The sequence below is a fragment of the Bartonella sp. AA86SXKL genome (genome assembly GCF_042196885.1).
Map to the genome: position 1 here is coordinate 46,853 of NZ_JBHIRE010000009.1, position 20,710 is coordinate 67,562.

At 38.6% G+C, this 20,710-nt stretch carries 15 protein-coding genes and 2 pseudogenes; all 17 read left to right on the forward strand.

Annotated features, from left to right (window positions below):
• Window positions 1-12: 12 nt before the first annotated feature.
• The 17 genes and pseudogenes from ACFIO5_RS05515 to ACFIO5_RS05595 all read left to right on the forward strand — a co-directional run bounded on the left by ACFIO5_RS05515 (window position 13) and on the right by ACFIO5_RS05595 (window position 20,473).
• Entirely contained in the window at window positions 13-2,367 is a 2,355-nt protein-coding gene (locus tag ACFIO5_RS05515; RefSeq protein ID WP_375634398.1) for a VirB4 family type IV secretion/conjugal transfer ATPase, read from the forward strand.
• The gene (locus ACFIO5_RS05520) at window positions 2,364-2,849 is read left to right on the forward strand and encodes a type IV secretion system protein VirB5 (RefSeq protein WP_375634362.1); all 486 of its coding nucleotides are present in this window, start codon (window positions 2,364-2,366) and stop codon (window positions 2,847-2,849) included. Before ACFIO5_RS05515 ends, ACFIO5_RS05520 begins: the two co-directional genes overlap by 4 nt.
• Window positions 2,836-3,822, forward strand: coding sequence for a TrbL/VirB6 family protein (locus ACFIO5_RS05525; RefSeq protein WP_375686172.1), 987 nt, complete (start codon window positions 2,836-2,838; stop codon window positions 3,820-3,822). Before ACFIO5_RS05520 ends, ACFIO5_RS05525 begins: the two co-directional genes overlap by 14 nt.
• A gap of 210 nt (window positions 3,823-4,032) precedes the next feature.
• Window positions 4,033-4,335 carry a type IV secretion system protein VirB7 gene (locus tag ACFIO5_RS05530; RefSeq protein ID WP_375701206.1) on the forward strand — a complete coding sequence of 101 codons (303 nt, stop codon included), beginning with the start codon at window positions 4,033-4,035 and terminating at the stop codon, window positions 4,333-4,335.
• Window positions 4,289-4,993: a VirB8 family type IV secretion system protein gene (locus ACFIO5_RS05535; protein ID WP_375618279.1), complete on the forward strand. Its 705-nt coding sequence runs from the start codon at window positions 4,289-4,291 to the stop codon at window positions 4,991-4,993. The genes ACFIO5_RS05530 and ACFIO5_RS05535 overlap by 47 nt, the downstream gene beginning before the upstream one ends.
• The gene (gene virB9 / locus ACFIO5_RS05540) at window positions 4,990-5,856 is read left to right on the forward strand and encodes a P-type conjugative transfer protein VirB9 (RefSeq protein WP_375618280.1); all 867 of its coding nucleotides are present in this window, start codon (window positions 4,990-4,992) and stop codon (window positions 5,854-5,856) included. The genes ACFIO5_RS05535 and virB9 overlap by 4 nt, the downstream gene beginning before the upstream one ends.
• The gene (gene virB10 / locus ACFIO5_RS05545) at window positions 5,849-7,009 is read left to right on the forward strand and encodes a type IV secretion system protein VirB10 (protein WP_375612191.1); all 1,161 of its coding nucleotides are present in this window, start codon (window positions 5,849-5,851) and stop codon (window positions 7,007-7,009) included. Before virB9 ends, virB10 begins: the two co-directional genes overlap by 8 nt.
• Complete coding sequence (gene virB11, locus ACFIO5_RS05550; RefSeq protein WP_375705144.1) at window positions 7,006-8,076, forward strand: P-type DNA transfer ATPase VirB11; 1,071 nt, start codon at window positions 7,006-7,008, stop codon at window positions 8,074-8,076. The genes virB10 and virB11 overlap by 4 nt, the downstream gene beginning before the upstream one ends.
• Before the next feature lie 61 nt (window positions 8,077-8,137).
• Window positions 8,138-8,356 (forward strand): antitoxin VbhA family protein, encoded by a 219-nt coding sequence (locus ACFIO5_RS05555; protein ID WP_375634756.1) that lies wholly within the window; start codon window positions 8,138-8,140, stop codon window positions 8,354-8,356.
• A gap of 10 nt (window positions 8,357-8,366) precedes the next feature.
• The gene (locus tag ACFIO5_RS05560; RefSeq protein WP_375705145.1) at window positions 8,367-10,001 is read left to right on the forward strand and encodes a BID domain-containing T4SS effector; all 1,635 of its coding nucleotides are present in this window, start codon (window positions 8,367-8,369) and stop codon (window positions 9,999-10,001) included.
• Between the two features lie 155 nt (window positions 10,002-10,156).
• A complete protein-coding gene (gene traG, locus ACFIO5_RS05565; RefSeq protein WP_375634755.1) occupies window positions 10,157-12,073 on the forward strand; it encodes a Ti-type conjugative transfer system protein TraG in 1,917 nt (638 codons plus the stop codon).
• A 516-nt stretch (window positions 12,074-12,589) separates the two neighbouring features.
• The gene (locus tag ACFIO5_RS05570; protein WP_375683518.1) at window positions 12,590-14,218 is read left to right on the forward strand and encodes a BID domain-containing T4SS effector; all 1,629 of its coding nucleotides are present in this window, start codon (window positions 12,590-12,592) and stop codon (window positions 14,216-14,218) included.
• A gap of 248 nt (window positions 14,219-14,466) precedes the next feature.
• A pseudogene (locus ACFIO5_RS05575) lies at window positions 14,467-14,658 on the forward strand (type IV secretory system conjugative DNA transfer family protein); the annotation flags it as partial.
• Between the two features lie 575 nt (window positions 14,659-15,233).
• A pseudogene (locus ACFIO5_RS05580) lies at window positions 15,234-15,353 on the forward strand (integrase); the annotation flags it as partial.
• Between the two features lie 859 nt (window positions 15,354-16,212).
• On the forward strand, window positions 16,213-17,811 hold the full coding sequence (locus tag ACFIO5_RS05585) for a BID domain-containing T4SS effector (RefSeq protein WP_375683519.1): 1,599 nt from the start codon (window positions 16,213-16,215) through the stop codon (window positions 17,809-17,811).
• Window positions 17,812-18,120: 309 nt separating this feature from the next.
• On the forward strand, window positions 18,121-19,290 hold the full coding sequence (locus ACFIO5_RS05590) for a BID domain-containing T4SS effector (RefSeq protein ID WP_375676829.1): 1,170 nt from the start codon (window positions 18,121-18,123) through the stop codon (window positions 19,288-19,290).
• Window positions 19,291-19,633: 343 nt separating this feature from the next.
• Complete coding sequence (locus ACFIO5_RS05595) at window positions 19,634-20,473, forward strand: BID domain-containing T4SS effector (RefSeq protein WP_375676830.1); 840 nt, start codon at window positions 19,634-19,636, stop codon at window positions 20,471-20,473.
• Window positions 20,474-20,710 lie beyond the last annotated feature (237 nt).

Consider the following 20,710-nt stretch of genomic DNA (forward strand, 5'->3'; position numbering starts at 1 on the left):
CTGGTGAAACAGATGTCAATAATGAAACGGGAAACTTTGCCTGAAGAATATATTCCCTATATACGCTACATCAACCAACATGTCGTTGCTTTAAATTCACGCTGTTTAATGGTTGTGATGGCTGTTGAGGGTATAAATTTTGACACTGCGGATATTGATCAATTAAATTCTTTACACAACCAATTAAACACCCTTTTTAAAAATATCGCAGACGAACGGCTTGCTTTATATTCTCACATCATCCGCCGCCGTGAAACGATATACCCAGAAGGTCATTTTCTTTCATCTTTTGCAACAACATTAGATGAAAAATATAAAAAGAAAATGGTTTCGCAAGAACTGTATAGAAATGATCTATTTATTTCACTGCTTTGGAATCCGGCCGCGGATAAAACAGAAAAGCTGGTTTCATTTTTTCAGCGCTTGAGCAAAGCCAAGAAAACACAATCTGAGCCCGATGAGGAAGCTATTCGTAAACTCGAAGAGTTAAGTCAAGATCTTATGCAAGGTTTGGAAGAGTATGAAGTCCGTCTACTATCAATCTATGAACATGAAGGACTTTTATTTGCCGAACAAAGTGAATTTCTCCACCAGCTAGTGGGGGGAAGACGTGAGCGTATTCCTCTCACATTTGGAACTATTGCTTCAACAATTTACTCGGATCGTGTTATTTTTGGGAAAGAAATTATCGAAATTCGCCATGAAAGCAATGAACGCTTTGTGGGCATGTTTGGATGGAAAGAGTATCCTTCTAAAACACGCCCAGGTATGACTGATGGTCTGCTTACGGTGCCATTTGAATTCATCTTAACACAATCCTTTGTTTTTAAAAGTAAGGCAGCCGCCAGTGCGATTATGAGCCGCAAACAAAATCAAATGATCAATGCAGCTGACCGTGCTAGCTCACAAATCGATGCACTGGATGAAGCGCTAGATGATTTAGAATCAAACCGTTTTGTTTTGGGAGAACACCACATTTCTTTAGCTGTTTTTGCTGATCATCCTAAAATATTGTCTGAAAACTTATCAAAAGCACGTTCCCATTTAACCAATGGAGGAGCCGTGATTGCCAGAGAAGATTTAGGATTGGAAGCAGCATGGTGGGCACAACTTCCTGGAAACTTTAGCTATCGTGCGCGTTCAGGCGCCATTACCAGCAGAAATTTTGCCGCTTTATCGCCCTTCCATTCTTTCCCTGTTGGCAAACTGAACGATAATGTTTGGGGAGCTGCTGTCGCATTGCTAAAAACACAGGCTGGTTCACCTTACTATTTTAATTTTCATTATGGCGATCTTGGAAACACATTTGTTTGTGGTCCATCAGGATCTGGTAAAACAGTGATTGTTAATTTTCTTCTTGCACAATTACAAAAACACAATCCAACAATGGTTTTTTTTGATAAAGATCAAGGAGCAGAGATTTTTGTACGGGCTGGAGGAGGGAAATACAAACCTTTAAAAAATGGGCAACCCACGGGTATTGCTCCCTTAAAGGGCATGGAATACACCGAAAAAAATAAAATATTTCTTCGTAATTGGATCTTAAAGCTGGTAACCGCTGAAGGGCAAATCGTAACGGAAGAAGAGCGACAAGATATCGCCAAAGCCATCGATTCCTTAGAAAACTTACCCCCAACCCAGCGCTCTCTTGGTGCCCTTCAACTGTTTTTTGACAACACATCCAAAGAAGGGATTGCCATACGGCTGCAACGCTGGATTAGAGGCAATGATTTAGGATGGGTTTTTGATAATGACCAAGATGATCTCAATTTAAATGCGCAGTTCATTGGCTATGACATGACCGATTTCTTAGATAATGAAGAAATTCGACGCCCCTTAATGATGTATCTCTTTCACCGCATTCTTGATTTGATTGATGGGCGGCGCATCATTATCGTCGTTGATGAATTCTGGAAAGCTTTAGAAGATGATTCATTTAAAGCTTTTGCGCAAGATCGGCTAAAAACAATTCGTAAACAAAATGGCATGATGCTCTTTGCAACACAAAGTCCTAAAGATGCTTTGAACTCAACAATCGCGCACACAATCATTGAGCAATGCCCCACCCAAATATTTTTTCCAAATCAAAAAGCAAATTACAATGATTATGTCGAAGCTTTCAAACTTACTGAGCGTGAATTTGAACTGATACAGTCAGAGTTAAGCAGAGAATCCCGTCGTTTTCTCATCAAACAAGGACAAAGTTCCGTCGTTGCAGAACTTAACTTACGTGGAATGAATGATGAGATCGCCGTTTTAAGCGGCACAACAAAAAACATTGAACTCATGAATGAAATTATCAACGAATATGGAGCTGCCCCTGACAAATGGCTGCCCATATTTTATCAAAGGAGAAAAAATCAATGAAAAAATATGGCTTAGTTACACTGTTATCTTTTTCTTTTATTTCTCATGCAATAGCGCAAACAACACCCGATGTAGATGAATATTATAAACAAGCACTCGAGAACACACAAAAATTAAATACTGCAAAATCTGAAACAGCTGAAAGCATTTATAAAAGTGCAACTGATACTGCAAAAAAAATTAAAGACATAAGTCAAGAACTTGAAAATATTAAATCAAAACCAGAAACAAAACCAGAAGAATTGCAAGCCCTTCGACAAGAGATTCAAGTAAAACTTTCTCTTCTTCAAGCAGGTCTTCAAGTAAGTTCTTTAAAACTTCAGTCTCTTGATATGATTCAAGCAAGAGATACGAAAACAAAAGATGAGCTACGTGAAGAAAAGGAACAACAAAAGCATAAATATCTTGAGGCACAATTAAAAGAAAAAGAAAAGAAATTAAAAGAAAAACTTGAAAGTACGAGTACAAATGTCAGACTTTAGTTTTTCTCCCTTTGAAAGCGTTTCTGGGTATATTTTAAAACCCCTTGATAATGTGATGGACACGACGGTGAGTGGGCTGTCTTCTGCTATTTCAGCGCCCTTAAATCTCGCCGCAATCATTTTTATCTTTCTTTATGGCTATAATGTTATGACAGGTCGCGTTGCGCTTTCCATGCATAGTCTTCTCAATAATGTTGTTAAAATCGTTGTTGTTACAACAATGGCAACGAATGCGGATACATTTAATACTTATGTCAAGGATATTTTCTTCAATGATTTATCCAATGCTATTGGGAATGCGCTTAACAGTAATCCTGCAAGCTCCAATGTTTTTGATTATATTTTGTTAAAGGCAAGTTCGCGTTATCAAGAAGTCTTATACAATGCTTGGTTTTTTGAAAAGATCATTGTGGGTCTTCTTGGTTCTATCATGCTTCTCGCGGTTATTCTTTTTTGTATAGGTGGTTTTATTGTGCAAATGTTTGCACAAGTTGCACTCGTCATGATTATAGGTCTTGGGCCTCTATTCATTAGTTTGTATTTGTTCAATGCAACGCGAAAATACTCCGATGCATGGATTACAACTTTGATCAATTTTACCATTTTACAAGTTCTCGTAATCATGCTTGGAACCATTATATGTCAAGTTATCCTACAGGTTCTCAAAGTTTCATATGAATCAATTTATGTTCTTTTTCCCCCTGTCATCGTCATTTCGATCATAGGAGTTATTATCTTCCGTGCGCTTCCTGGTATTGCAACAGCGCTGGCCTCTGGCGGACCATACTTTAACGCTGGTGTCTCTTCAGGAGGACAGATTTTTACAATGCTTTCCAATGGTGCAAGAGCGAGTGGCAATGCAGTAAAAAGTGCCACTTCACAAATCTCAGGAGCTGCCGGTAACGCTGTTAGAAGTGCGGCAGGGGCGGCAGCAAAAGCAGGTAAATATGGAGGCGGTCGTGGTCGATTTTAAGATAAAGCACCTCTTTAAAAGAATAAGCATTTTTGTTTTTGCCTTGTGTGCGCCCTTTGGCGTACACGCCATGATCCTGTTCCAGATAAGATCTAACATCTTGGGTCTAACAATAAAACCAATCAAAACCTTGCATCACATAAACTTGTAAAAATGTTCAGAACAAAGGCTCTCATGCATTGTATTCCAAGATATTTGTGAGTTCAAAAAATGAAACGAAAAATAACTTTTGTTATGGTCCTAACAATCGCTCTTACTGGTTGTGCCTCTTTGAGTGGCCCTAAAAAACCACCACGCTGTAATGGCAAACATACACGCGCTTTAAATAAAGATAAGTGGAATTGGGACAATAAAAACATTGTCTACCCAGAAAAGAGTGTAAAGCCTGTTACCACTCCCATCATTCTCAATACTTTGGAAAGTGAAAAAATAACAGCCAATTCAGCTTTATTAAAGCCGGTTATTCATGAAGCACGATCTGATAAAACTGTGGAGGTTATGCGTGAAAAGTGATGCCCTTGAAGAATATATAAAAGAAGCGCGCTCATTTGACATTGATCGCATGCATAGCATGCGCGTGCGGATGAAAATCTCCATGGCTTTAACAGTGCTTTTTGGATTGATGACAATTGCGCTGGCTTTAGCTGTCGCAGCTTTGACGCCTTTGAAAACGGTAGAACCTTTTGTTATCCGCGTTGATAACTCAACAGGCATTATTGATACTGTAAGCGCCCTAAAAGAATCCCCTAACGACTATGATGAAGCGATAACGCGTTATTTTGCCAGCCAATACGTTCGCGCTCGTGAAGGTTTTCAAGCATCAGAAGCAGAAAACAATTTTCGCTTAATCTCTCTTTTATCTTCTCCAAAAGAACAAAACCGTTTTGCAAAATGGTACGCGGGCAATAATCCAGAAAGTCCGCAAAATATTTATCATAACATGATTGCTACGGTCACAATCAAATCAATCTCTTTTATAAGTAAAGATCTTATCCAAGTTCGTTACTATAAAACGATCAGAGACTTGAATGAAAAAGAAAATATTTCCCATTGGATTTCAATCTTAAATTTTTCCTACGTGAACGCACACATTTCAACGTCTGATCGTCTTATCAACCCTCTTGGTTTTCAAGTATCGGAATATAGATCTGATCCAGAGGTGATAAAATGATCAGACTTTTACAAACAATCTCTTTAATTTTTACGATCACTGTCAGCTTTCACACAGTTCTCTCACTTGCAGAAACAGCGCCTGTCAGTGCACGTAAAGATAACCGCATCAGATTTGTCAATTATGACCCCTACAACGTCGTACAAATCATTGGCTCCATTCGCTCTTCGGTTCAACTAGAATTTGCCGTTGATGAAGAAGTAACCTATGTAGGAATTGGAAATTCGGTTGCTTGGCAAGTTGCACCGGCTGGACACTTTGTTTTTCTCAAACCACGTGAAGTCCAGCCTGTGACAAATTTACAAATTGTCACAAGCCGCCAAGATGGAACACAACGCTCTTATCAATTCGAGCTACAAGTCCGTGAAGGCGATGTTTCAGCCGGCAATGAGACGTATTTCTTAGTAAAGTTTCGTTATCCAGAAGATGAAGCCTTACGTAAGAAATTAGCCGAAGCAGAAAGAGAAAAACAACGTGAAGAAAACTTTGTCAATGATATTTTAAATATCCATGAAGATTTTGGACCACGCAATTGGGCTTATGAAGCTCAAGGCTCATCCCTTATTGAACCTGCTTCTGTCTATGATAATGGGAAAACAACAACCTTTACCTTTTTAGGCAACATTGAAATCCCTGCCATTTACATTGTATCGCCTGATGGGCAAGAAGCGCTTATTCCCAAATCGATTAAAGGCAACAAGGTTATTGTTCATGCAACAGCTGCACAATTCACGCTACGACGTGGGAATGAAGTATTGTGCATCTTTAACAAAAGGTTCGTACCAAAAGGAATTAATCCTGAAACAGGTACGACATCACCATCTGTACAACGTAAAGTGAACCTAGGAAGCAGCCATGAATAACACCGTGGATGAAAAAAGCATTAATGATCGCGATACAATAAAAAATGCTCAAGGGAAAAGTCAACAGAACAATGTGGGGAAAGCTATTGCTCTTATTATTCTTTTCAGTGTCTGTCTTTATTTAGCCTATTCAACACTTGTTACAGACAAAAAGCAACCAATTGAATCTTCAAAAGAAGGAAAAGTTATAAAACAAACAGAGCTTTTTCATCCTGCAAAGCCTACCCCTCCTCCCTTTGAACAGCCTCAACGAAATAACGCTCTATTACCAAAAGTCGAGCTACCAACACCAAACATCAATCAATTAAATTCTGATGACTCACTGCTGGAGGCAGCACAACGTGCTCCTGTATTAGCTTATGCAAGTACACAACAAGGCAAAATAGATTCACAAACAAATAATGGTGCTTTGCCTCACCAACTTGAAAGTAAACCTGATGAAACGACACAACGTTTTAATCATCTTCTCAAACCCACAGTGCTTGAAGGTATTCGTGCTTCAACCCTTGGCAATCGAAACTACATCATCGCGATGGGAACTTCTATTCCTTGTATTTTAGAAACAGCCATCAACAGTGATCAACAAGGTTTTGCCAGTTGTATCATCTCCAGAGATATCTTATCAGACAATGGTCGTGTTGTGCTTCTTGATAAAGGCACCCAAATTGTTGGTGAATATCGCGCCGGATTGAAAAAAGGCCAAACACGTCTCTTTGTACTATGGAATAGAGCAAAAACCCCTAATGGTATCATTATATCCTTAGCTTCACCGGCAACGGATGCTTTAGGGCGTTCTGGTATGGATGGAGATATTGATAACCATTGGCTCGAGAGGATTGGGTCTGCGCTTCTTGTCTCACTAATAAAAGATGCAACACACTATGCCAATAAACGTTTATCAAAAAAACAGGAAAAAGAAGAAACTGAAACAATTTCTTCAGGACAAAACATCGCAAACATTCTCGTAGAAAATTACGCCAATATTCCTCCAACATTATCCAAAAACCAAGGGGAAATGGTGAATATCTTTGTCGCCCGCGATTTAGATTTTTCCAGCGTTTATAAATTGAAAGTCATCGAAAACAAAAAACAGATTATCAATCGAGCTGTTTCAAGAAACTTTTACAAAAATTCGGCGGTAACTTTAGAATGAACTCAAACTTACATACCATGAGCGATGAAACCGTTGCGATTGTTCTCACAAAACTTGAACCCATCAGTGCTTTTTTGAAAGATGAGAGACTCTTTGAAATTGTTATCAATCGTCCCTATCAAGTCATGACTGAAGGATTTGATGGATGGAAAACAATAGAAGCACCGGGGCTCTCTTTTAATGAGCTTATGGGGATTGCGAAAGTTGTAGCATCCTATTCCAAGCAAAACATATCGGATAAAAACCCAATATTATCTGCAACGCTACCAGGCAATGAGCGTATTCAAATTGTCATTCCACCCGCTGTCGAAAAAGACACGATTAGTATGACAATTCGCAAACCGTCATCGCAGAGTTTTTCTCTCGAAGAGCTCGCCAAGAAAGGCCTCTTCTCGTTATGTGAACAGGTCTCTTTCACACCTTTGAATGACTATCATTCTCGTTTTAATGAACTCAAAATCATCGAGCATAAATTAGCCAATGCCTACTGTAATAAAGACTTTGTCTCTTTTTTAAATCAAGCTGTAGAATGCCAGAAAAATATTTTAATTGCGGGAAAAACCGGTTCGGGTAAAACAACATTATCAAAAGCATTAATCGCCAAAATCCCTCAAGAAGAGCGTATTATCACCATTGAAGACACGCAAGAATTGGTGATACCACACCCTAACCATGTCTCAATGTTCTATTCAAAAGATGGACAAGGCTTAGCCTCCGTTGGGCCCAAAGAGTTACTTGAATCATCTTTACGGATGCGTCCTGATCGTATTCTTTTGCAAGAACTTCGAGATGGTACAGCCTTTTATTATATCCGCAATGTCAATTCAGGCCATCCAGGTTCCATTACGACGGTTCACGCATCAACAGCACTTGCAGCCTTTGAGCAGATGACCCTTTTGGTCAAAGAAAGTGAAGGCGGTGGTGATTTAGAGCGTGATGATATTCGAGGCCTGTTGATTTCAATGATTGATATCATCATCCAATGCAAACGGATTGAAGGAAAATTTAAGGTCACAGAAATTTATTACGATCCCTTCAAACAACGAAACATCTTTGGAGGTGACTAAAAGAAGATCACACCGGCTGCCAAAGGCTCTTTTAAAGCAACAATTGCAAATAAGAGAAAAAATGCATGAAAACCAACGAAACAGAAATAGAGAAAATCTTTTATCGATGACAGAAGAAGAATTAAAAAAACGCCGTGAAGCCGTTGAAGCAGCCATCAGCACCCATGCGATAGAGGGAATAGCGCTTCATCCTACAACACTCAAAATTTTAGAAGAATACGCAAAGGGAAATATTTCACTCGAGGAATTTAACACTCTTATGGACAACGTAAAATTATAAGGAAGCTACGATGCCAAAAGCAAAAGCAAAGACAAAAAATATACAGATAGTTTCTCCCCATCATTATGTTTACCCAAACACCACAACACTCAAAAATAAATATGGAATAAAAGACTTAAAATCCTTTCTGGAGAAATGCTCACATGATACAGCAGAAGCAATGGTTAATTTGCGTGAAGCCCCCTTACCAGAAAAGTTTGATAGCTCCTATCTATGCTCTATTCATCACCACTTATTTAAAAATACCTTTGAATGGGCTGGATATATGCGCCATCTCCCCTTTACATTTGAAGATGGCACCATAGCCGCTATGCCCGAAATGAAAAGAACAGGATGGGAAAATCCTTTTGCACTCGGCGATGAAATCCAAGACGGTTTACAAAAATTAGATCAAACGCTTGCCGAAAAAGATAATTTGCAAGGCTTAACGCGTGAGAAATTTAACGCTGAAGCAATAAGCTTATTTAACGCCCTTAACCAACTTCATCCTTTTAGAGAAGGCAATGGACGTACACAACGGGTCTTTTTTGAAAAGCTTGCTCAAGCAGCAGGGCATCAGCTTGACTTTTCACTTGTTACAAAAGAACGCATGATGCTCGCCAGTGTTGCTGTAGCAGAAAATGGTGATCTAGAACCAATGCAACATCTGTTTGAAGATATCTCTAATCCCAATAAAATACTTCTTTTAAAGGAATTCATGAGCAACATGAAAGAACTTGGGCGCAATGTTAATGATCGTCCTGTTATGGTTGCAAAAGAAGGTGAAACTTACACGGGCACCTATAGGGGTGCTGGTTATGATAGCTTTGCTTTCAATGTGAAAGGCGCTTACATCATCGGCAATAAAGAACAACTCACACCAGAACAACTCAAAACATTAAAACCCGGTGATAGATTTACTTTTACCGTTCCCAAAACAAAAGCGCTTGAAAGCATTCTCATTCCAGAAGAAAGATTAGCCCCTTTGACAGAAAATGAAACGGCCCAAATGGTTGCAGAAGATTCTTGTGTCCACGCAAGCCTAAAACAGGTCCAGCAATTGTCAAAAATTGTTTATGGTAGTACAAAAACATTAGACAAACAGATGGTAGAAATCATCAAAAATCCAAACTTAGGCCAACCGCTCGCCAACCAGATTGAAAGAGCACCGCACTCTATTTCTCATCTTGCCGGTTTCAGTTTATGTGGACTACAAAATCAGGCACGTGCAAACGCTAAAAATCATCTTGAGATGCTCTGTACTGCCGTTGTAAATTTTGCCCATGCAGTGAGACATGCTGAAAAGGAAATTACGCAAGAACATGCAACAGAACAAAGTCGCCTTGCAAAAATGGTAGAAATGCCAAGTCAAAGCTTGCAAAACCTCTTCGCCTTGCCAAAAGAATTACAACAAGAAGCTTTAGCAAAAAATCCTTTATGTCAAAAAGAGCTCAGCAACTTTGTAAAAAAGATCAACACCCGTCTCTCACCAAATGAACATAAAGCAGTTCAAAATAATGATTATGAAACATTGGCTCAAAGCATTGGTGTATCAGAAAATAAAGCCAAACAAATTACACAAATTATTAAGCAAACCAAAGAAGTACACCAGCAAGCACAAGTATGCACAATGCACCGTTCCAAAGCATTCGCTATGGCCTGCTAAGAATAGACAAAACCTTCCTCCTTAATGAGAAAGGCTCATAAGCGAAAACTGTTTGGCGTTATCTGCACCTTTGCAAAAAGAGATGAGAGTTCATATCACACACCTAGAAAAGAGCATTTCGCAACATATTCTGACAGAATTGAAAGTAAAATACAATGAAATATACCAAAACACAAATGGTACTCATTTTAACACCGATCGCTTTAGGTGCTTTAACGATATTCCTTGTCCCTCATTTTTTATTGTTTATAACAAATGGACTAAAAAGCGATCAAATTTATTGGACTCTTCGTTCTGAGCCTTTATTAGTCTTAGCACTAACGGCTGCTGTTTCATTGTTGTATAGTCTCTCGCAAAAACTACACCTGCGTAAAATGATCACTTTTGTCTCCGTTGTCTTTTTTGGAACAACCGCTCTTTACTATATTGGTGGTGAAATAAAACGTTTAAGTCCCTATGTTGGCCAACAAGGAATAACATGGGGCTATGCTCTTCAATTCATGGACCCCATGGTTGTTTTTGGCATCATCATTGGTGTTTTTTTTTCCATCATTCAATTCGTAACAACCCTTCCCCCTAAAAGTAAGGTCAAGCGTGCAAAAAAAGGTATTTTTGGTGAGGCCGCTTGGATGAATTTAAGAGAAGCAGCAAAAATCTTTCCTGCCAATGGGCAAATTGTTGTGGGTGAAAGATACCGTGTCGATCAAGATAATGTGTGCAACATTCCCTTTGCACCTGGCAATAAAACAACATGGGGAAAGGGTGGAACAGCCCCTTTGCTAACCTTTAATCTTGATTTTGGTTCAACTCATATGATCTTTTTTGCTGGTTCTGGTGGCTATAAAACAACAAGTACAGTAGTTCCCACGTGTTTAACCTATCCAGGGTCTATTATTTGTCTTGATCCTTCAACAGAAGTTGCCCCAATGGTCAAATTTGCGCGTCAAAAAATGGGAAATAGAAATGTCATTGTTCTCGATCCCAACTCATTGTTAACAAAAAACTTTAATGTCATCGATTGGCTTTTAGATGACAGCGTACCACGCACACAACGCGAAGCAAATATTGTAAGCTTTTCAAAGTTGCTTCTTACAGATAAAAAATCAGATAATTCTTCAGCGGAATATTTCTCAACACAAGCCCATAATCTATTAACGGCTCTTCTTGCTCATGTTGTATTTTCTGATGAATATGAAGACAGCGAGCGCAATTTAAAAACATTGCGTGGTATTCTCTCTCAATCAGAAACAGCTGTTGTTAATCAATTACGCATGATTCAAGAAACAACACCTTCTCCTTTTATTCGTGAAATGGTTGGTATTTTTACAGAAATGGCAGAGCAAACCTTTTCAGGGGTTTATACCACCGCCTCAAAAGACACCCAATGGCTTTCTTTATCCAATTATGCAGATCTTGTCTGCGGAGATGATTTTTTTTCCTCAGATATTACCAATGGCAATACAGATGTTTTTCTCAATCTCCCCGCAAGCATTTTAAACAGTTATCCAGCTATTGGACGTGTGATTATTGGCGCCTTTCTCAATGCCATGGTTACAGCAGACGGTAACTATAAAAAGCGTGTTTTATTTGTCTTAGATGAAGTTGATCTTTTAGGCTATATGAATATTTTAGAAGAAGCCCGCGACCGTGGACGTAAATACGGTACATCCTTGATGCTCTTCTATCAATCCTCTGGCCAGTTGGTCAACCACTTTGGAGAAGCAGGAGCACGTTCATGGTTTGAAAGTTGTTCCTTTGTCAGCTATGCTGCCATTAAAGATCTCCAAACTGCCAAAGACATTTCAGAACGCTGTGGCCAAATGACCGTTGAAGTAACCGGAACAAACAAATCAAGAGGTTTATCTTTAGGAAAGAGTTCATACAACGTCAATTACCAACAAAGAGCCCTGATTTTACCCCACGAAGTTATTCAAGAAATGCGTCAAGATGAACAAATTATTCTGATGCAAGGACAACCCCCTTTACGTTGTGGTCGAGCGATCTATTTTAGAAGAAAAGAAATGTTAGCCGCAGCTGCAAAAAACCGCTTTGCTCCACAAAAGAAAAACTAAAAAACACCCTCTAATGGAGGCAATGCATCAAAACAAAAACATCAAAGGATAAAAGCAGAGATTCTATCTCATAAAAGCCTATAAAGAAGGAATTCCCGCTTGATACAACAAGAAAAATATGGGGAAAAGTCTTTAAATGATGGTATTATGCCTGTGCTTACCAATGCCAATTTTCTTTATAAAGCACTCTCCTCATCTCCAAATAATAAATACCAATCATATCTATGCCTTGAGAATCCTATCAGGAAACTTTTGAAGGCACCGCTTTTATAGGGAAATTTTTCTACAAAAAAATTAAAAGACAATATGCATGAAAACAACCCAAATGAACCATTCTCTCTCAGTAAAAGAAAAAAATGCCAAGATAAAGATTGATACACTCAAAAACACCTACGAATTTGAGGGATTTTTTCCTCACCCAAGTCTCAACATCTCAAAACAATATGCGTGGGGGATTTTCAAACAAAAAGTTTAACACACTCTCATAGATAATGTAACATTATAAGGAATGTAACAATGCCCAAAGCAAAAGAAAAAACAAAAGGGATTCCCTCACCCCATAATTATATCTATCTTGGTACCCAAATTCTCAAAAATAGATATGGAGAAACAGATTTAAAACGTTTTCTGGAAAAATGCTCACATGATAGGCAAAAAGCCATGATCAATCTGCGTGCAGAACCCCTGCCAGAATATTTTAATTCAACTTATCTATGCCATATCCACCAACAATTGTTTAAAAATACCTTTGTATGGGCTGGACATCTGCGCCATATCCCCTTCGCATTTACAGACGATAGCATTGCCGCCATGCCAGAAATGAAAAGAATGGAATGGGGCAATAATTTTGCAACCGGTGAAGAAATCCCTGAACTCTTACAAAAATTAGATCAAACGCTTGCCGAAAAAGACAATTTGCAAGGCTTAACACGCGAAGAATTTGTCAAGGAAGCAACGAGTCTATTTTATTCTCTTCACAAAATCCACCCATTCATAGATGGCAATGAGCACACAGAACAAGTCTTTTTTGAAAATCTTGCCAAAGCTGCAGGACATCAGCTTGACTTTTCGCTTGTCACACAAAAACGTATGATGGCTGCCTGTAGCGAAGCAATGCAATATAGCAATACACAACTGTTGAAAGATCTTTTTGAGGATATCTCCAATCCCCCCAAAATACGTCTTTTAAAAGAATTTATGGACCACGTAAACAATACGGGACGCAACGTGGATGATCGCCTTGTTATGGCAACAAAGGCAGGAGAAACCTATATAGGAACTTATAAAGGTTGTTATTCAGAAAGTTTTATACTCGATATGCAAGGAACTTACATCATTGGTAGCAAAGATGATCTCACACCAGAACGATTAAAAACATTAAAACCTGGTGATATCATTACCTTTACCGCCCCCAACAGCAAAGAGCTTGAAAACACGCTTATTCCAAAAGAAACATTAGCGCCTCTCACAAAAAGTGAATGTGCCAAAACAGTTGCGCTAGATAGTTACGTTCTCAAAGCTCAAAAGCAAGTCCGAGCTTACGCAAAAACTGTTTATGGTGACGCAAACGTATTAAACGAACAGATAGAAGAGATTATTAAAAATCCAGAATTCGGCAGACAGTTTGCTAATCAGATTAAACAGGCACCGCACTCTGTTTCTCCTCTTGCAGGTTTTAGTATATGCGGTCTACAAAATCCGGCACGTGTACACGCTCGAAATTATCTTGATGTGTTCTCTCTTGCAATTGAGAATTATGTGTATACTGTAGAAGCTACCTATAATATAGTCACTCGAGACCATAAAATTAAACAAGAACGCCTTGGAAAAGCGGTAGAGAATCCCAGTCAAAACTTGCAAAATATTTTTGCTTTATCACCGGAAAAACAAAGAGAAATCTTGTCTCAATCTCCTCAATTATACCAAGAGCTCCGTACTTTTATAAACAGTTTAGAACATCGTCTCTCATCAAACGAATGTAGTGCGATCACAAACAAAGATTATGAAACACTTGCACAAAGTATTGGTATATCAGAACAGAAAGCACGAGAAATTACCGACATTGTTCAAAAAGCAAGGAACGCTCATAGCCAATTCTACACACGCACACAAAATCGTTCAAATACACTTGCTATGGCCAACTAAAAAATATGAAACTTTGTTTTTTTGTTTTAAACACCTATGTGGAAGAGATATTTTAATATTCTTATCATACATGCAAAAAACAGACTACTTAAGCGCCCTACCACCAATTTTGCACATAGCATATACACCATATCCAAAGCAATTGGACAGGATAATTGTTAATTCCTTTTAAACGTCATGATTACTACTGACGAAAGCTACAAAAGCCTATTTTATTTGTCTTAGATGGAGTCGATTTTCGTGGTTATATGAATATTTTAAAAAGAGCACTCATTTTACCCCACAAAGTTATCCGAGAAATGCGTCAAGATGAACAAATTATTCTGATGCAAGGCTCCCCTTCGCGATGTGGTTGAGCCATCTATTTCAGAAGGAAAGAAATGTTAGCCGCAGCTACAAAACACCACTTTACCCCACAAAAGAAAAACTACCCTCCATGATGCGATATTGACAAAAAATAACCGCCCGCATACAAGAAAAACAGGTTCAAAAAATCCATGATTTTTCTTTTTATATTTTCTGTTTTATATTTTGTGCATCGTTTTATCAGCTTTATCAGCGCCCATGGTCTTTAAAAAGTCTTTATAAAAACGCCCATACACCCAACCAATAGCGACACTAATATCTCCACTTGGAAAAGGAACCCATTTCTACAAAGTTTTTCATCTATAATTTATATAATAAATTGATTTATAAATGATAATTTATATTTTTTTGTTAAATAAGAGACTAAATAGCGTAAGATTCTCTCATCTTAAATCTGTTCCATGTCGTGTTGCATCAATCAAAACTCTGTCGCCTGCATGTCACAAGCGAGAGCCTCATGTAGAGTAAAACTGTACAAGAAAGGCATACCTTTTTATGAACCGTCTCTAAGGCCCAAGGTCTTGTCCGAAACATTAGGCACTCAAAGTATCTGAGGATACTGGCTTCTTTATGAAGCGTAAAAATGGGAAAGCTCAATAGATTTTATACACTTCATGGGGGGCTTTAACGTTGTACTATTTATGAGCACCGTCGCCAAATGGGTGTGTTAAAAGATGTCTCTTTAAAACAAGCCCGTGAATTAGCACCCCAATGGTATTCTGTTTTACGTCAAGGGCGTTCCTCCATTAAAGAACATAATCAACAAAAGATTTGCCTTTGAGACAAGAAGTTCTCAAAACACCCACACGACAAACATCGATTTTCTCCCTCCCCCCCAAAAAACATCCAAGATATACACCAAAATGAATAAATCATTCTTATACAAGCTTTTCCCCCTTTACGATATCATAAAGTGTTCTATTTTAATGATAAAGTGCTGAAAAAGGCTTTTCTCCCCAACCAAAGAAAAGTTTTTATTCTCTTATGGGTCTTAAATCTTAAAGCAGCGCATACAATAAGAGCAACAACACAAAGTAAAAAACATTTTGTTGCAAAAATACACAAAAAAGATGTTCGTATGGCAAGATATTCATATGGAGCAATAAAAAAAATATAATGGAGAAAAATTTTTGATGACTGCTTTTGCCCATAGATTCACCAATCTGAGAGCTGTGTATGAAAAGTACCAGCACCATCCACTAACCAAGAGCGATTACACCCGCTATATCCACGCCCCTCATCAAAGCGCTCTTGCAAACAACTTTGTTAAAGGAAAAAACAACAATTTTAAGCAACATTTTTCTTTTTGACCTCTTCCTTACACCTCAAAAAACGAAGATTTTACCCAGAGTCAATTTTATAGAAAATCCATTTTCTGACCACTCATGGGCTTCATATCAGCGCCCTAAATACCAGCATTTTACAGTACAAGATAATAAACAAAGGAAACATCAGAAAAGCTTTTCAAAAGCATCACAAAACGATTGATACAACATCCATACACTGAAGGGAAAAACACTCCCTCTCATAACACCCAAAATCTCAAAAGAATACGCGAAGGGGAATTTTTCACATGCAGCGTTTAAGACGCTCATCAACCACCACCCTACCTACTTAGGAGAGATTACATGTTAGAGCAAAATTATCTATATAAAGGAACCAAAACACTCAAAAATAAATATGGCATCAAAGACCCTAAAAAACTGTATCAACGCAGTACCCATGATGTCACTAAAGCAGCCGTCAATTTTCGCCATGAACCACCCCCACAAAAATTTGATGCTTCCTATCTAAAACTAATCCACTGGAGCCTCTTCTACAAAACTTTTGAATGGGCTGGAAAAACCCGTGATACATCCTTTACATTTGAAGATGGCACCACTGCCCATATGCCGGCGATGCGTCCCAAAGCCTATGAAATTCCTTTTGCTATTGGACCGCAGATTCAAAAAGAACTAAAACAACTCGAAAAAACACTTAATGAAAAGAACAATTTAAAAGGTTTATTGCGCCAAGAATTTGCTGAAAGTGCCGCTGAAGTTTTTATGGCGCTCGAGCACGCACATCCTTTTAGAAAAGGCAATGGGCGCGTAAATCGAATGTTTATGGAAAAACTTGGACAAGCAGCAGGGCATACCATTGACTTTTCTTTCATCACAAAAGAACGTATGGCAGTAGCTTGTATTGAAGCCATGCAATATGGCAATCCCCAACCAATGAAAGATCTTTTTGAAGATATCACCCATCCGCAAAAATCCCTTGTTTTAAAAGAATTCATCTCCCAAATGAGAAACGCTGGACTGGATGAAATTAACGATCGTGTTGTTGTTGCAGCAAAGGAAGATGTAACCTATGAAGGCGTCTTTAGAGGTTTTTCAGCAGAAGGTTTTGTCATGGAAATAGAAGGGGCTTTCGTCGTCGGACACAAAGATGATCTCACCCCAGAACTCGTCAAAACATTACAAAACGGTGCCCGCTTCTGCTTTCAAAAAACCAATGTTCAAAGCTTAAAAGAAACACTGATCCCAAAAGAAACTTTAGCCCCTCTTACCCATGAAGAGTTATTCACAAGGATTTCAAATGACGCTTATGTTGAAGGGAGCCGAAAAGAAATCGAAAATTTATCAAAGACTGTTTATGGTAAAACCCAGGCCTTAAAGACAACATTAGATATCATAACGGCAGCTCCAAACTTAGGAAATCAGTTTGCCGATGAAACTTTACAAAACCCTCAATCAATTTCTAAATTTGCTGGGAGTAAAATACTTGGCATGAAAAGTTCAAATCGCAGACAAGCCGAACAGGCTGTTCCACAACTCAGCCAAGCCCTTAAAAATTATGGCGCAATAACACAACAAACAAAAGATGCAATTCTAGAGCAACACCAAAGAGAACAAAATCGCCTGAACCACACTGTCGAAAAACCTGGAAAAAATTTACAAAACCTTTTTGCCTTACCAGAAGAACAACAAAGGGAAGCTTTATTCCATTCTCGTTCACTGCGACAAGAACTCCATACCTTTTCACGACAACTACACAATCGTCTATCCTCAGAAGATCGTAAAGCCATACAAGAAAAAGATTATACCAGACTAGCTTGCCTCCTTGGGACATCGGAAAGCAAAGCAAAAGAAATTGCGAATACTGTAAAGAACACCCAAGAAGCACAATGCCAAGCTCGCAGCTTGAAAGTTAGTCGTTCCTCATCGCTGGCTCTTACCGGCTAAAAACGCGTGAACTTTTGCCTTCCAACAGAACTCTTTATACCAATCATTTTATCTCCATTACGCCCACCAATTGTTTTAAAATGTTACAAAAGATAGTCCTAAAAATGAATCCTGTAATCTACTATAACTTATTGATAATATTTCATAAAAAAACTGTATAAAAGACATAAATGTCCATTACATATCAATATGGATAGCGCGAAGTCTTTGGAGACCATTCAGTTTGATATTCTTCTTTTGTCTTAAAAAATATCAAAAAGTGGGAAATGCGCCAAAGAGGTTTTCTAAAAATATTGAAAGGAAACAGCCATGAAAAAAAGTCACCCAAGCCCTTCTACCAATGTAGAGGAACTAAGACAACAAATTGACCAACAAAACCTAGAAGCTTCTAATGTAGAAGACCTCTACGCAAAGGTTAATAAACCACCTAAAGAACAGCGCACCTCACCTCAATATACACTTCAACAACCACCAGAAACGGTTTATGCTCCCAAAAAGCCACTTGACCAACAAAACCTAGGAGCTTCTAATGTAGGAGACCTCTACGCAAGGGTTAATAAGCCACCCAAAGAACAGCGCACCTCACCTCAATATACACTTCAACAACCATCAGAAACGGCCTATGCTCCCCAAAAGCCACTAGGAAATCCCTATGATAGACTTGGTGAAAGACCAAGTGATGGGCGACGCACCGCCAAACTCGTAAACCCCTATTCAATAACGGATTTGGCAGCACAAGGTTGGCAAACACCCTACGACACAGTTGGTGAAGGTGCACAGGGTGGACGACATCCCCAAGAACCAGAACATCTCTATGCAGAGCTTGAAGTTGGTGAAAATGGTAGGCACTCTCCCCAAAGACCACTCGAATCCGTCTATGCAACGGTTGGCATGGGAGCTGAAGGCGGGCAAGAATCTGAACAACTAGAAAATCCCATCTATCAAGGCGTTGGCGGAGGCAGAATCTCCCCTCCCAGAACCCCAAAAGATGTGGTTACAACAAAGCTTTTAACAAGCGTAGACTTTCAATATGGTGTAAGAGAAACGCAAGAATGGTGCAGAGTTGTTTATGGTAACGAACATGCTTTGAATCAACAACTGGCTAAGATTCTTGACGACCCTCAAAATGCAGAAAAAGTCTTATGGAGCCTTGCAGAAAATCCTGAAAGCGCTGGTAAGCTTGCAGGTCACAAAATACTTGGTGTAAAATCTCTAAGCCGCAGAGAAGCTGAAGATGGTTTTCGTCCTCTTTGCTCAGCTCTTGAGAGACATATACATAATACACAAAAGCTCCATAAAAAGTTTACACGGGAGCATGAAAGAGAAAGAGGTCAAAGACAAGAAAGTCCAGAAAGAGATACAGAAGACAGACATTACCACCATCATCATCGTCATGCAAGAGGACAAGAACAAAATAGTCCAGAGCCCAGCCCACAACAACAAAGACATGAAGAAAAAGGAATGGCTTTTGCCATGTAAGGGGAGCATAAACATAAAAACAGATAGTTTTTGTTTTTCATGTAATCTTTTTTTCAGTGAGTTTCTTGGTGCAAATCATTTTATCGTGATTGCACCAAGAATTGTTTTAAAATATTACAAAAAATAGTCCTAAAAATGGATTCTGTAATTTATTATAACTTATTGATAATATTTCATAAAAAAACTGTATAAAAGACATAAATGTTCATTACATATCAATATGAATAGCGCAAAATCTTTGGAGGTCATTCGGTTGGATATCTTCCTTTATATCAAAGTTATCAAAACTAAAAGTGGGGAATGCACCAAAGAGGTTTTCTAAAAATATTGAAAGGAAATATGTATGAAAAAACATCATCCACATCCTTCTGCAAATCCAGAAGCCCTCTATGCAAAAATTAATAAACCAACTAGAGGAAACCAGCGCGGACCAACCCCAGAAGAGGAAGTTCTATACGCATCCGTTAGCAGTGTTTCTCCTTCAAGAGGGAGACATCCTGATCGGGGAAGAGAAAATCCTGAAACCGATTACACAGAGGTTGCTCCCCCAAAACGCGAAGCTGAGGTTACATACGCATCCGTTAGCAGTATTTCTCCTTCAAGAGGTAAACATCAAAGGACAGAAAATCCTGAAACTGACTATACAGAGGTTTCTCCACAACAAAAAGGAAGATCATCTTCACCTTCTCTCACAACTGATCAAAAGAGTGTAATGCTTTTAAAAAATCCACAGGTCCAAGCACGTGCAGAAGAGGTCATACATTGGAGTAAAATTGTTTATGGCAATGATACAATTTTCCAAAAACATTTGCAAAGCATACTTACAGATCCCAATAAAGGAAAAGAGCTTTCAGATCAACTTGCTGAAGATCCTGAGTCTATACATAAGCTTGCGGGCCGTACCGCACTTGGACTAAAAAGTCAAACACGCAAAGAAGCTGAAGAGGGTTTTAAATCGCTTGTTGACGCCATTGATGATTATACAAAGGCTGTAGAAAGAGCCACAGAGAGGCTATCGCAAACCCCTCTAGCGGAACAAAGACGCCGTCAAGAAAATTCTCAGCAAGTTGAGAGACACCATCATCATCATCGTCATCACGCAAGAGGACAAGAACAAAATAGTTCAGAGCACAGCCCTCAAAGACAAAGACAAGGAGAAAAAGGAATGGCTTTTGCCATGTAAGGGGGCATAAACATAAAAACAGATAGTTTTTGTTTTTCATGTAATCTTTTTTTCAGTGAGTTTCTTGGCGCAAATCGTTTCATCGCGATTGCGCCAAGAATTGTTTTAGAATGTTACAAAAAATAGTCCTAAAAATGGTGCCTGTAATTCACGATAACTATTGATAACTTATTGATAATATTTCACAAAAAAACTGTATAAAAGACACAAATGTCCATTAAGCTGATTGCAAATAGC